General features: G+C 62.6%; 10 protein-coding genes and 1 tRNA gene. 10 read left to right on the forward strand and 1 reads right to left on the reverse strand.

Annotation, left to right across the window (positions count from 1 at the left end; translation table 11 throughout):
* Positions 1-133 precede the first annotated feature (133 nt).
* The 9 genes from N5C88_RS11315 to rpoC all read left to right on the forward strand — a co-directional run bounded on the left by N5C88_RS11315 (position 134) and on the right by rpoC (position 12,152).
* Positions 134-209: transfer RNA gene (locus N5C88_RS11315), tRNA-Trp, on the forward strand.
* A gap of 64 nt (positions 210-273) precedes the next feature.
* Positions 274-654 carry a preprotein translocase subunit SecE gene (gene secE, locus N5C88_RS11320; RefSeq protein WP_054459362.1) on the forward strand — a complete coding sequence of 127 codons (381 nt, stop codon included), beginning with the start codon at positions 274-276 and terminating at the stop codon, positions 652-654.
* Between the two features lie 9 nt (positions 655-663).
* On the forward strand, positions 664-1,197 hold the full coding sequence (gene nusG / locus N5C88_RS11325) for a transcription termination/antitermination protein NusG (RefSeq protein ID WP_006389586.1): 534 nt from the start codon (positions 664-666) through the stop codon (positions 1,195-1,197).
* 66 nt (positions 1,198-1,263) lie between these two features.
* Positions 1,264-1,695, forward strand: coding sequence for a 50S ribosomal protein L11 (gene rplK, locus N5C88_RS11330; RefSeq protein ID WP_006389587.1), 432 nt, complete (start codon positions 1,264-1,266; stop codon positions 1,693-1,695).
* A 2-nt stretch (positions 1,696-1,697) separates the two neighbouring features.
* Positions 1,698-2,396, forward strand: coding sequence for a 50S ribosomal protein L1 (gene rplA / locus N5C88_RS11335; protein ID WP_054459364.1), 699 nt, complete (start codon positions 1,698-1,700; stop codon positions 2,394-2,396).
* A 249-nt stretch (positions 2,397-2,645) separates the two neighbouring features.
* The gene (gene rplJ / locus N5C88_RS11340; protein ID WP_013397032.1) at positions 2,646-3,170 is read left to right on the forward strand and encodes a 50S ribosomal protein L10; all 525 of its coding nucleotides are present in this window, start codon (positions 2,646-2,648) and stop codon (positions 3,168-3,170) included.
* 81 nt (positions 3,171-3,251) lie between these two features.
* Positions 3,252-3,632 carry a 50S ribosomal protein L7/L12 gene (rplL, locus tag N5C88_RS11345; protein ID WP_042795892.1) on the forward strand — a complete coding sequence of 127 codons (381 nt, stop codon included), beginning with the start codon at positions 3,252-3,254 and terminating at the stop codon, positions 3,630-3,632.
* A 163-nt stretch (positions 3,633-3,795) separates the two neighbouring features.
* Positions 3,796-7,908: a DNA-directed RNA polymerase subunit beta gene (rpoB, locus tag N5C88_RS11350; RefSeq protein ID WP_059380284.1), complete on the forward strand. Its 4,113-nt coding sequence runs from the start codon at positions 3,796-3,798 to the stop codon at positions 7,906-7,908.
* Positions 7,908-12,152, forward strand: a complete 4,245-nt coding sequence (gene rpoC / locus N5C88_RS11355; protein ID WP_059380283.1) for a DNA-directed RNA polymerase subunit beta' — start codon at positions 7,908-7,910, stop codon at positions 12,150-12,152. The genes rpoB and rpoC overlap by 1 nt, the downstream gene beginning before the upstream one ends.
* Before the next feature lie 108 nt (positions 12,153-12,260).
* Here the strand turns inward: rpoC and N5C88_RS11360 are convergent, their stop codons facing one another.
* On the reverse strand, positions 12,261-12,656 hold the full coding sequence (locus N5C88_RS11360; RefSeq protein ID WP_280015334.1) for a TssQ family T6SS-associated lipoprotein: 396 nt from the start codon (positions 12,654-12,656) through the stop codon (positions 12,261-12,263).
* Between the two features lie 155 nt (positions 12,657-12,811).
* Between N5C88_RS11360 and N5C88_RS11365 the strand changes: the two genes are divergently transcribed.
* Positions 12,812-14,080, forward strand: coding sequence for a serine/threonine protein kinase (locus N5C88_RS11365; protein ID WP_280015335.1), 1,269 nt, complete (start codon positions 12,812-12,814; stop codon positions 14,078-14,080).
* Positions 14,081-14,091: the final 11 nt, after the last annotated feature.

Below are 14,091 nucleotides of genomic sequence, written 5' to 3' on the forward strand. Positions count from 1 at the left end.
GCAATACCCGGATGGGTAGAGTGGACTCTCAAGTCCCTCTATCCATCTTTGCTGTAAAAGTAGTATGATGTATGGTTCCGCAAGTTGTTGCATGTAAGGCGGAAGCAGCTGTGTAGTGCAAGTGTAGTGTTTTAGGGGCATAGCTCAATTGGCAGAGCGTCGGTCTCCAAAACCGAAGGTTGTAGGTTCGATTCCTACTGCCCCTGCCACCGCCAGGATAAACCCGCGGGAGATCATCGCGAGTTACGCATTCACGGCGGCTCGCGTCGCAATATGTCTAATACCAGCGTAGAAACCGTAACCAGTACCGCCGACCGGGTGAAGCTCGGGCTGGCGGTTCTTGTCGTTATTGCTGGCATCGTCGGGTTTTCCGTGCTCAGCGCGCAACCGATGCCTGCACGTATCGGCGTATTCGTCGGCGGCCTTGTGATCGCAGCCGTGATCGCCTGGTTCAGCGAACCCGGCCGCCGCACCCTGAGCTTCGCCAGCGAGTCCTACAACGAAGTCAAGCGTGTCTCGTGGCCCACGCGCAAGGAAACGACCCAGATGACGGGTATCGTTTTCGCGTTTGTGGCGGTCATGGGCCTTTTCATGTGGGTGCTCGACAAGGGCATCGAATGGATTCTTTACGGCCTGTTGTTGGGCTGGAAATAAGGACGGCGAATGAGTAAGCGTTGGTATGTCGTCCATGTGTACTCCGGCATGGAAAAAAGCGTACACAAGGCCCTGAACGAGCGCATCGAGCGCGCGGGTCTGCAAACGTCTTTTGGCCGCATTCTTGTGCCCTCCGAGGAAGTCGTCGAGGTCAAGGGTGGCCAGAAGTCGATCACCGAGCGCCGCATTTTCCCCGGTTATGTCCTGGTTGAAATGGACTTGACCGACGAAACGTGGCACCTGGTCAAGAACACCAACCGCGTCACCGGCTTTTTGGGTGGCTCGGGCAACCGTCCGACCCCGATTTCCGAAAAGGAAGTCGAGAAGATCCTCTCCCAGATGGAAGAGGGCGTCGAGAAGCCCCGCCCCAAGATCCTGTTCGAAGTGGGCGAGATGGTTCGGGTCAAGGAAGGTCCGTTTGCAGACTTCAACGGCAACGTCGAAGAAGTCAATTACGAAAAGAGCAAGGTTCGCGTGTCTGTCACCATTTTTGGTCGCGCCACGCCCGTCGAACTCGATTTCAGTCAGGTCGAAAAGACCTAATTTCAACCCCCGGGGAGCTCCCAGGCCTGAACGCCCAGGAGCGATATAACCCGCAAGGAGCAAAGCATGGCGAAGAAGATCGTCGGCTTTATCAAGCTGCAAGTGCCGGCTGGTAAGGCTAACCCCTCCCCCCCGATTGGCCCGGCCCTGGGTCAGCGTGGCCTGAACATCATGGAATTCTGCAAGGCGTTCAACGCCAAGACCCAAGGCATGGAGCCTGGTCTGCCGATTCCGGTGGTGATCACCGCCTTCGCCGACAAGAGCTTCACCTTCATCATGAAGACCCCGCCCGCGACGGTCCTCATCAAGAAGGCCGCCGGCGTGCAAAAGGGTTCGTCCAAGCCGCATACCGACAAGGTCGGCACGCTGACCCGCGCTCAAGCTGAAGAGATCGCCAAGGCCAAGGGCCCCGATCTGACCGCCGCTGATCTGGACGCCGCCGTGCGTACGATCGCTGGCAGCGCCCGCAGCATGGGCATCACGGTTGAGGGGATCTAATCATGGCAAAACTGTCCAAGCGCGCCGCCGCCATTGCGCAGAAGATCGACCGCACCAAGCTGTACCCGGTCGCTGAAGCCCTGACCCTGGTCAAGGAAACCGCCGTCGCCAAGTTCAATGAATCCATTGACGTGGCCGTGCAACTCGGCATCGACCCGAAGAAGTCGGACCAACTGGTTCGCGGCTCGGTCGTTCTGCCCGCCGGCACCGGCAAGTCGGTCCGTGTGGCCGTGTTCGCCCAAGGCGACAAGGCTGAAGCCGCCAAGGCCGCTGGCGCCGACATCGTCGGTCTGGACGACCTGGCTGACCAGATCAAGGCCGGTCAAATGGACTTCGACGTGGTCATCGCCTCGCCCGACACGATGCGTGTCGTGGGTGCCCTGGGTCAGATCCTGGGTCCCCGTGGCCTGATGCCGAACCCGAAGGTCGGCACCGTGACCCCGGACGTCGCTACCGCTGTCAAGAACGCCAAGGCCGGTCAGGTTCAGTACCGCACCGACAAGGCTGGCATCATCCACGCAACGATCGGCCGCGCGTCGTTCGGCGTGGAACAGCTGCAAACCAACCTGGCCGCTCTGGTCGACGCCCTGCAAAAGGCTCGTCCCGCAGCTGCCAAGGGCATTTACCTGCGCAAGCTGGCCGTTTCGTCCACGATGGGCGGCGGTGCGCGCGTGGAAATTGCCTCGCTGTCGGCCAACTAAGCCGATAGCTGTAAACGTACTTTGGGCTGCATCCGGATTCCTCCGGATGTTGCTGTCAAAGACCGCTGGAGCAGGGTGGTTCAAGCAGTACCGGACCCCTCCGCTTAATACCGAAGCCCGTAAGGTTCGGATCCAGCGTAGACGGCGTCCCCAGGAAGATTTCTTTACACGAAGAACTCGACCAGGCGCCGCATTCGGTTGACGCGCAAGGCTCAGGCCCCAGGCGTCTTTTGATGGAGTGTTCAAACCGTGAGTCTCAATCGTCAAGAGAAAGCGGTGGTAATCGAGGAAGTCTCGGCGGAAGTCGCCAAGGCCCAATCGATTGTTATCGCTGAGTACCGTGGTCTGGACGTCGCCTCTGTCACCGTACTGCGCAAAACTGCGCGTGAATCGGGCGTGTATCTGCGTGTTCTGAAGAACTCGCTGGCCCGTCGTGCTGTTGCCGGCACGGCTTTCGAGCCGTTGGCTGAGCAACTGACCGGTCCGCTGATCTATGGCATCAGCGCTGATCCGGTTTCGGCGGCCAAGGTCCTCGCAGGTTTCGCGAAAAGCAACGACAAGCTGGTCATCAAGGCGGGCGCTCTGCCCAACAGCCTGCTGAACCAAGACGGCGTGAAGGCTCTGGCCACCATGCCCTCGCGCGAAGAGTTGCTGTCGAAACTGCTGGGCACCATGCAAGCCCCCATCGCGCAATTCGTGCGTACGCTCAACGAAGTTCCGACCAAGTTCGCCCGTGGCCTCGCCGCCGTGCGCGACCAGAAGGCTGCGGCTTAATCGCCTGCCTTCACGGAATTCGCTGAACGACCGAGCGACACCCAAACCCTGGCATTACCAAAATATTTGGAGTTCTGAAAAATGGCACTTAACAAAGCTGAAATCCTTGACGCCATCGCTGGCATGACCGTGCTCGAGCTGTCCGAGTTGATCAAGGAAATGGAAGAGAAGTTCGGCGTGTCGGCTGCTGCCGCCGCTGTCGCTGTCGCTGCTCCCGCCGCTGGTGGCGCTGCCGCCGCCGCTGAAGAGCAAACCGAGTTCACCGTCGTCCTGACCGACGCCGGCGCCAACAAGGTCAGCGTCATCAAGGCCGTGCGCGAGCTGACCGGTCTGGGTCTGAAGGAAGCCAAGGACCTGGTCGACGGCGCTCCGAAGCCCGTCAAGGAAGCTGTGGCCAAGGCTGACGCCGAAGCCGCCAAGAAGAAGCTGGAAGAAGCTGGCGCCAAGGTCGAAGTCAAGTAAGACCTGCGTCAATTTGCCCGGGGACAGCGCAGTTTGCAGTCCCCGGGCTTTTGCGTTTCCAGGAAACCCCTACTGGGGGTATGCCCTTTACAGGGGGGTTTCCTGGAGTCGTATCACCTGGGGCCGTGGTTGACGGCCCATGCAACCTCGAGTCGGAGTGCTCATGCCTTACTCGTACACCGAAAAAAAGCGCATCCGCAAAAGCTTCGCCAAGCGTGAAGACGTTCAAAACGTTCCCTTCCTGTTGGCGACACAGCTTCAATCCTACCTAACTTTCCTGCAGGCGGATACCGCCCCGTCCGATCGCGTAGCCGACGGTTTGCAGGCGGCGTTCTCGTCGATTTTCCCGATCGTTAGTCACAACGGTATGGCGCGCTTGGAGTTCGTGAGCTATGTGCTCGGCGAACCGGTGTTCGATGTCAAGGAATGTCAGCAACGTGGCCTGACCTATGCCTCGCCCCTGCGAGCCAAGGTCCGCCTGGTGCTGCTTGACCGCGAAGTCAGCAAGCCCACCGTGAAGGAAGTGAAGGAACAGGAAGTCTACATGGGCGAAATTCCGCTCATGACGGGCACGGGTTCCTTCGTCATCAACGGCACCGAGCGTGTCATCGTTTCGCAGCTGCACCGCTCGCCTGGCGTGTTCTTCGAGCACGACCGCGGCAAGACCCACAGCTCCGGCAAGCTCCTGTTCTCGGCCCGCGTGATTCCTTACCGCGGCTCGTGGCTGGACTTCGAATTCGATCCGAAGGACGTCCTGTTCTTCCGCGTCGACCGTCGCCGCAAGATGCCCGTCACGATTCTGTGCAAGGCCATCGGCATGACGCCGGAATCGATCCTGGCCAACTTCTTCGACTTCGACAACTTCGAATTGAAGAGCGAAGGCGCGATGATGGAATTCGTGCCTGAGCGTTGGAAGGGCGAAATGGCCCGTTTCGACATCAGCGACCGCAGCGGCAAGGTCATTGTCGAAAAAGACAAGCGCATCAACGCCAAGCATCTGCGCGACCTGGCTGCCGGCGGCATCCAGCGCATCTCCGTGCCGGAAGACTTCCTGTACGGCCGCGTGCTGGCCAAGAACATCGTCGACCCGGACACCGGCGAAGTCATCGCCAACGCCAACGACGAGATCACGGAAAGCGTGCTGGGCGCCCTGCGCGCCGCCAACGTGCACGACATCCAGGCCCTCTACACGAACGACCTGGACCGCGGCCCGTACATCTCGCAAACGCTGCGCACCGATGAAACCGCCGACCAGATGGCCGCGCGCGTTGCCATCTACCGCATGATGCGTCCTGGCGAACCGCCCACCGAAGAAGCGGTGGAAGCGCTGTTCCAGCGTCTGTTCTACAGCGAAGAAACGTACGATCTGTCGCGCGTCGGCCGCATGAAGGTCAACAGCCGTCTGGGCCGTGGTGAAGACATCACGGGTCCGATGACGCTGACCAACGAAGACATCCTTGAAACCATCAAGGTACTGGTCGAGCTGCGTAACGGCCGTGGCCAGATCGACGACATCGATCACCTGGGCAACCGCCGCGTGCGTTGCGTCGGCGAACTGGCCGAGAACCAGTTCCGCGCCGGCCTGGTGCGCGTCGAGCGCGCCGTCAAGGAACGTCTGGGCCAGGCCGAGACGGAAAACCTGATGCCGCACGACCTGATCAACTCCAAGCCGATCTCGGCTGCCATCAAGGAGTTCTTCGGTTCGAGCCAGCTGTCGCAGTTCATGGACCAAACCAACCCGCTGTCGGAAATCACGCACAAGCGTCGCGTTTCCGCACTGGGCCCGGGCGGTCTGACCCGCGAGCGCGCCGGCTTCGAAGTCCGCGACGTGCACCCGACCCACTACGGCCGCGTGTGCCCGATCGAAACGCCGGAAGGCCCGAACATCGGCCTGATCAACTCCATGGCGCTGTACGCTCGCCTGAACGAGTACGGCTTCCTGGAAACGCCTTACCGCAAGATCATTGACGGCAAGGTCAGCGAGCAGATCGACTACCTGTCGGCCATCGAAGAAAGCCACTACGTCATCGCGCAGGCCAACGCCGCGCTGGACGAGGAAGGCCGTTTCGTGGACGACCTGGTGGCTTGCCGCGAAGCTGGCGAAACCATGCTGACCGCCCCGGCCAACGTGCACTACATGGACGTTGCCCCGTCGCAGATCGTGTCGGTCGCCGCCTCGCTGATTCCGTTCCTGGAACACGACGACGCGAACCGCGCGCTGATGGGCGCCAACATGCAACGCCAGGCCGTGCCTTGCCTGCGTCCGGAAAAGCCGGTCGTGGGTACGGGCATCGAGCGCACCGTGGCCGTTGACTCGGGTACGACCGTGCAAGCCCTGCGTGGCGGCCTGGTCGACCACGTCGACGCCGAGCGCGTCGTGATCCGCGTGAACGATGAAGAAAACGTCGCTGGCGAAGTCGGCGTCGACATCTACAACCTGATCAAGTACACCCGTTCCAACCAGAACACGAACATCAACCAGCGTCCCATCGTCAAGCGTGGCGACAAGGTCGCCAAGGGTGACGTGCTGGCTGACGGCGCATCGACCGACCTGGGCGAACTCGCCCTGGGTCAGAACATGCTGATCGCGTTCATGCCCTGGAACGGCTACAACTTCGAAGACTCGATCCTGATCTCCGAAAAGGTTGTTGCCGATGACCGCTACACCTCGGTCCACATCGAGGAACTGACGGTCGTTGCTCGCGATACCAAGCTGGGTCCGGAAGAAATCACGCGCGACATCAGCAACCTGGCCGAGACGCAACTGAACCGCCTGGACGATTCGGGCATCACGTACATCGGCGCCGAAGTCAGCGCCGACGACGTGCTGGTCGGCAAGGTCACGCCCAAGGGCGAAACCCAGCTGACGCCCGAAGAAAAGCTGCTGCGCGCCATCTTCGGTGAAAAGGCGTCCGACGTTAAGGACACCTCGCTGCGCGTGCCCTCGGGCATGACCGGCACCGTGATCGACGTGCAAGTGTTCACGCGCGAAGGCATCGTGCGCGACAAGCGCGCCCAGTCCATCATCGACGATGAACTGCGCCGCTATCGCCAGGACCTGAACGACCAGCTGCGTATCGTTGAAAACGACCAGTTCGACCGTATCGAAAAGATGCTGGTCAACAAGACCGTCAACGGCGGCCCGCGCAAGCTGGCCAAGGGCGCCACGATCACCAAGGCATACCTGGCTGATCTGGACCGCTGGCAGTGGTTCGACATCCGCCTGGCCGACGAGCCGCACGCCGTCGTGCTGGAGCAGGCCAAGGAATCGCTGGAGCAGAAGCGCCACCAGTTCGACCTGGCTTTCGAAGAAAAGCGCAAGAAGCTGACGCAAGGCGACGAGCTGCCCCCGGGCGTGCTGAAGATGATCAAGGTCTACCTGGCCGTGAAGCGTCGTCTGCAGCCTGGCGACAAGATGGCAGGCCGTCACGGCAACAAGGGTGTGGTCTCGCGCATCACCCCGGTGGAAGACATGCCGCACATGGCTGACGGCACGCCGGCCGACATCGTTCTGAACCCGCTGGGCGTGCCCTCGCGGATGAACGTCGGCCAGGTGCTGGAAGTGCACTTGGGCTGGGCTGCCAAGGGCGTGGGCCACCGCATCGCCGACATGCTGCGCGACGAGCGCACTGCGCAGGTCAAGAACGTCCGCGCCTATCTGGACAAGGTCTACAACACGACCGGCACCGGCGCGCGCATCGACGAGCTGACCGACGAAGAAGTCATGGAAATGGCCCAGAACCTCAAGAACGGCGTGCCGTTCGCGACGCCCGTCTTCGACGGCGCGACCGAAGAGGAAATCACCACGATGCTGGAACTGGCCTATCCGGACGACGTCGCCAAGCGCATGGCGCTGACGCCTTCGCGTACGCAGGCGTGGCTGTACGACGGCCGCACCGGCGAGCAGTTCGAGCGCCCCGTCACGGTCGGCTACATGCACTACCTGAAGCTGCACCACTTGGTCGACGACAAGATGCACGCGCGTTCGACCGGCCCGTACTCGCTGGTTACCCAGCAGCCTCTGGGCGGCAAGGCGCAGTTCGGCGGTCAGCGTTTCGGGGAAATGGAAGTGTGGGCGCTGGAAGCATACGGCGCCGCCTACACCCTGCAGGAAATGCTGACGGTGAAGTCCGACGACATCACCGGCCGTACCAAGGTATACGAAAACATCGTCAAGGGCGATCACGTCATCGACGCCGGCATGCCGGAATCGTTCAACGTGCTGGTCAAGGAAATCCGCTCGTTGGCCCTGGACATGGATTTGGAGCGTAACTAATGAAAGCGCTACTCGACCTCTTTAAGCAAGTCTCGCAAGACGAGCAGTTCGATGCCATCAAGATCGGCATCGCCTCGCCCGAGAAGATCCGTTCGTGGTCCTACGGCGAAGTTCGCAAGCCCGAGACCATCAACTACCGTACGTTCAAGCCCGAGCGCGACGGCCTGTTCTGCTCCAAGATCTTTGGCCCGATCAAAGACTACGAGTGCTTGTGCGGTAAGTACAAGCGCCTGAAGCATCGTGGCGTGATCTGCGAAAAGTGCGGCGTGGAAGTCACCGTCGCCAAGGTTCGCCGTGAACGCATGGGCCACATCGAGCTGGCCAGCCCCGTCGCGCACATCTGGTTCCTGAAGAGCCTGCCGTCGCGTCTGGGCATGGTGCTCGACATGACCCTGCGCGACATCGAACGCGTGCTGTACTTCGAAGCCTGGTGCGTGATCGAACCCGGCATGACGCCGCTCAAGCGCGGCCAGATCATGTCGGATGACGATTTCCTCGCCAAGACCGAAGAGTACGGCGACGACTTCCGTGCCCTGATGGGCGCGGAAGCCGTGCGCGAACTGCTGCGCACCATCGACATCGACCGCGAAGTGGAAACGCTGCGCGGCGAACTGAAGGCCACCAGCTCGGAAGCCAAGATCAAGAAGATCTCCAAGCGCCTGAAGGTGCTGGAAGGCTTCCAGAAGTCCGGCATCAAGGCCGAGTGGATGGTCATGGAAGTGCTGCCCGTGCTGCCGCCGGACCTGCGTCCGCTGGTGCCGCTGGACGGCGGCCGCTTCGCGACCTCCGACCTGAACGACCTGTACCGCCGCGTCATCAACCGCAACAACCGCTTGAAGCGCCTGCTGGAGCTGAAGGCTCCGGAAATCATCCTGCGCAACGAAAAGCGGATGCTGCAGGAAGCCGTCGACTCGCTGCTGGACAACGGTCGCCGCGGCAAGGCCATGACGGGCGCCAACAAGCGCCAGCTCAAGTCCCTGGCCGACATGATCAAGGGCAAGAGCGGTCGTTTCCGTCAGAACCTGCTGGGCAAGCGCGTCGACTACTCGGGCCGTTCGGTCATCGTGGTGGGTCCGCAGCTCAAGCTGCATCAGTGCGGCCTGCCCAAGCTGATGGCCCTGGAACTGTTCAAGCCGTTCATCTTCAATCGTCTGGAGATGATGGGCCTGGCCACGACCATCAAGGCTGCCAAGAAGCTGGTGGAAAGCCAGGAACCGGTGGTCTGGGACATCCTGGAAGAAGTCATCCGCGAACACCCGGTCATGCTGAACCGTGCGCCCACGCTGCACCGTTTGGGCATCCAGGCGTTCGAGCCGGTCCTGATCGAAGGCAAGGCCATCCAGCTGCACCCGCTGGTTTGCGCGGCGTTCAACGCCGACTTCGACGGTGACCAGATGGCCGTGCACGTGCCGCTGTCGCTGGAAGCCCAGCTGGAAGCGCGCACGCTGATGCTGGCCTCCAACAACGTGCTGTTCCCGGCCAACGGCGAACCGTCGATCGTGCCGTCCCAGGACATCGTGCTGGGTCTGTACTACACGACGCGCGAGCGCATCAACGGCCGCGGCGAAGGCATCTTCTTCACCGACGTCGCTGAAGTGCAGCGCGCCTACGACAACGGCGAAGTCGAACTGCAGTCGCGCATCACCGTGCGCCTGAAGGAACACGAGCGCGACGAGAACGGCGAATGGCAGCCGGTGATCCGCCGTCACGAGACGACGGTCGGCCGCGCGCTGCTGTCCGAAATCCTGCCCAAGGGCCTGCCCTTCACGGTACTGAACAAGGCGCTGAAGAAGAAGGAAATCTCGCGCCTGATCAACCAGTCGTTCCGCCGCTGCGGCCTGCGCGACACGGTGATCTTCGCTGACAAGCTGATGCAGTCGGGCTTCCGCCTGGCCACGCGCGGCGGTATCTCCATCGCCATGGGCGACATGCTGATCCCGACCGCCAAGGAAGGCATCCTGGCCGAAGCCAGCCGCGAAGTGAAGGAAATCGACAAGCAGTACTCGTCGGGTCTGGTCACGTCCCAGGAACGCTACAACAACGTGGTGGACATCTGGGGCAAGGCCGGCGACAAGGTCGGCAAGGCGATGATGGAACAACTGGCCACCGAGCCCGTGATCAACCGTCACGGCGAAGAAGTGCGCCAGGAATCGTTCAACTCCATCTACATGATGGCTGACTCGGGCGCCCGCGGTTCGGCCGCCCAGATCCGCCAGCTGGCCGGTATGCGCGGCCTGATGGCCAAGCCGGACGGCTCGATTATCGAAACGCCGATTACCGCGAACTTCCGTGAAGGCCTGAACGTACTCCAGTACTTCATCTCGACTCACGGCGCGCGTAAGGGTCTGGCCGATACGGCACTGAAGACCGCCAACTCGGGTTACCTGACCCGTCGTCTGGTCGACGTGACGCAAGACTTGGTGATTACCGAGGACGATTGCGGCACCTCGCAGGGCTACAACATGAAGGCCCTGGTCGAAGGCGGTGAAGTCATTGAACCGTTGCGCGATCGCATCCTGGGTCGTGTGGCTGCCGTTGATATCGTCAACCCGGACACGCAGGAAACGGCCATCGTCGCCGGCACCCTGCTGGACGAAGACATGGTCGACACCATCGACCGCATCGGCGTGGACGAAGTCAAGGTCCGCACGCCGCTGACTTGCGAAACGCGCCACGGTCTGTGCGCGCACTGCTACGGCCGCGACCTCGGCCGCGGCTCGCCGGTCAACCAGGGCGAAGCGGTTGGCGTCATCGCCGCTCAGTCCATCGGTGAACCGGGCACGCAGCTGACGATGCGTACGTTCCACATCGGTGGCGCGGCGTCGCGTTCGGCCCTGGCCAGCGCGGTGGAAACCAAGTCCAGCGGTACCGTCGGCTTTGCCAGCACGATGCGCTACGTCACCAACGCCAAGGGCGAACGCGTGGCGATCTCGCGCTCCGGCGAACTGGCGATCTTCGACGACAACGGCCGCGAACGCGAACGCCACAAGATCCCGTACGGCGCGACCGTGCTGGTTGGCGATGGCGAAGCCGTGAAGGCTGGCGCGCGTCTGGCGACGTGGGATCCGCTGACCCGTCCGATCGTGTCGGAATACGGCGGCGCCGTCCGCTTCGAGAACATCGAAGAAGGCGTGACCGTTGCCAAGCAGGTGGACGAAGTCACCGGCCTGTCGACGCTCGTCGTCATCACGCCGAAGACCCGTGGCGGCAAGATCGTCATGCGTCCGCAGATCAAGCTGGTCAACGAGAACGGCGAAGACGTCAAGATCGCCGGCACCGATCACTCGGTGAACATCTCGTTCCCGGTGGGCGCGCTGATCACGGTGCGTGACGGCCAGCAGGTTGCCGTGGGTGAAGTTCTGGCGCGTATTCCGCAAGAATCGCAAAAGACCCGCGACATTACCGGCGGTCTGCCGCGCGTGGCCGAGCTGTTCGAAGCCCGTTCGCCGAAGGATGCCGGCATGCTCGCCGACGTCACCGGCACGGTCTCGTTCGGCAAGGACACCAAGGGCAAGCAGCGTCTGGTCATCACCGACCTGGAAGGCGTTAGCCACGAGTTCCTGATTCCGAAGGAAAAGCAGGTTCTGGTGCACGACGGCCAAGTGGTGAACAAGGGCGAAATGATCGTGGACGGCCCGGCCGATCCCCACGACATCCTGCGCCTGCAAGGCATCGAGAAGCTGGCGACGTACATCGTCGACGAAGTGCAGGACGTGTACCGTCTGCAGGGCGTGAAGATCAACGACAAGCATATTGAAGTGATCGTCCGCCAGATGCTGCGCCGCGTGAACATCGTCGACGCCGGCGATACCGAGTTCATCCCGGGCGAGCAGGTCGAGCGCTCCGAGCTGTTGAACGAGAACGACCGCGTCACGGCTGAAGACCGCCGTCCGGCCAGCTACGACAACGTGCTGCTGGGTATCACCAAGGCCTCGCTGTCGACCGACTCGTTCATCTCGGCCGCTTCGTTCCAGGAAACCACCCGGGTCCTGACCGAAGCCGCCATCATGGGCAAGCGCGACGACCTGCGCGGCTTGAAGGAAAACGTCATCGTCGGCCGCCTGATCCCGGCCGGTACCGGCCTGGCTTACCACCATGCCCGCAGGGACAAGGAAGCGCTGGAGGCTGCGGAACGCGAAGCCGCCCGCCAGCTGGCCAACCCGTTCGAAGACTCGCCGGTCACGGTGGGCTCGGATGCGGAAACGCCGGCTTCCGACCTGGGCGCCGAGGATTCCGCCGAATAAGCGGAAACACCCGGCAGGGATGCCGCGCGCAGTCCGGCGCGGCATGCCCGGAATCAAAAAGGCCGCTGATGCAAATCAGCGGCCTTTTTTTTGTCTGGCGCAGGGAAGTTATTTTGGAACCTGTGCCTGCGCGTGCCGGAAGACGGGTCCCCAGACCGGATGGCCGGCTTCGTTGGGCGCCAGTTCAAAGGCGGGGTCCAGGGCCAGAATGCGGGCGAAACTGTCTTCGCACAGCCGCGCATACTTGCTCACGCAGTAGCTGAACGCCTGCAGCTTGTAGGCCTCGATGCGTACGGCCTTGGTGGAAGTGGCCAGGGCGTCGGAGGTGGCGACGCCGCGGATGACTTCTCCGTAGCGGCCGGCGCTATATTTGTCGCGTACCTGCTGCAGCTGGTCCAGGGCTTCCGCGGTGGGAGGCGCTTCCGGCTTTTGGGATGAGACGCCGGCGCAGCCCGCCAGCAGGGCCGATAAGCCGAGCAGACTACTCAGAACGCGAATTTTCATGGCTTCCAAAGGTGTAGAGAGGTTTAGCGGTACGCTATCGTGCCACAGCCTGATGCGCTCGGACATTTTCGGCAATGTCCTTGCGGTGCGGATTGGATAATATTCGCCTTATTCCATAGTTAATTCAGCTGTCGCGCGACAGCGCAGTCCCGATCATGTCTTCTTCCGCCGGCCTCCTGACGCCGCGTGGCCCTTTTTCCGGCGCCGCGCCGCTTGCACTGCGTCCGCTGAGCGCCATCGCCGCCAGCACGGCGGGGGGCGTGCCGGAAACCCGCATCAAGCGGCTTTTGTCCGATCTGCTGCCGTCCTTGATGGCGCTGCATGCCCAAGGTGAAATCTGCGGCGATATTTCGCTGGACACGGTGGGCATGGACGAAAACGCCCGTGCCCATCTGGTGCCCGAACTGGTCGTGGCGCGTTCGCGCCGCGCTACCCGCACGCCGACCCCGGGGTTTGCGCCGTTCGAGCTCTACACGGATTCGATGGAATGGCCGCGCGGCCCTTGGAGCGATATCTACGCCTTGTGCGCGGTGATGCACGCCCTGATCATTGGCAGCAAGCCCGTCCCGGCGCCCGAACGCCGGGCTGAAGATACCTACGAACCGCTCGCGTCCCTGGGTTTGCCGAAATACAGCCCGCACTTCCTGTCAGTGGTCGACGCCGGCCTGGCCATGGCGCCCGCTGACCGCCCGCAGACGCTGGCCGACTTGGCCGGCATGCTGGGCATCGCCGCGCAGGTCGAAACGGCGCCGGATCCGGTGATTCCGGCGCCGGCTTCGCGCGCGGCGCCGGCGGCTGCTGCCGCAGTGCATCAACCCGCCCGCGGGCGCCATCCGCTGCTGGTGCTGCTGCTCATCGTGGCATTGATTGGCGCGGGCGTATATGCCTGGTTCGAGTCTGGCATGGGCGCGCCCAATGCACTGATCACCCGGTCCGAAGTGGTCCAGCCGAACCCGCCGGCGGTGCATCCCCTGCCGCCGCCATCGGCGCCGGCGCCGGGCGCCACGTCTGCGGCGCCGCCATCGCTGCCCGAGGTTCGAACCCCGCAGGAATCCGCGCCTCAACCCCCAGTCGCGGGAAGCGCGCCAGCTCAGGGCGACACTCCGGCTCAGCCGGCGCTGCCTGCCGAGGCGTCTGGGACTGCGCCAACTTCACCCGCGGCCGCGCCGGCCGAGACTCCCGCCGTGGCCGAAGAGGCTCCCAAGCCCAAACCGGTTCCCGTGCAGGTGCGATTGGACATCCGCCCATGGGGCGAGGTCTGGATCAATGGCGTGGCGCGTGGCATCAGTCCGCCGGTCAAGGAACTGCGGCTGATTCCCGGCAAGTACCAGGTGGTGCTGCGCAACGCCGATCTGCCGCCCTACCGCATGACGCTGGAGGTCAAGGCGGGCAAGCCCGCCGTGATCTCGCACGTCTTCCAATAGGGAGCGCCGCG

It is taken from the genome of Achromobacter sp. GD03932 (assembly GCF_029839485.1).
In the GTDB taxonomy this organism is placed as follows: domain Bacteria; phylum Pseudomonadota; class Gammaproteobacteria; order Burkholderiales; family Burkholderiaceae_B; genus Achromobacter; species Achromobacter bronchisepticus_A.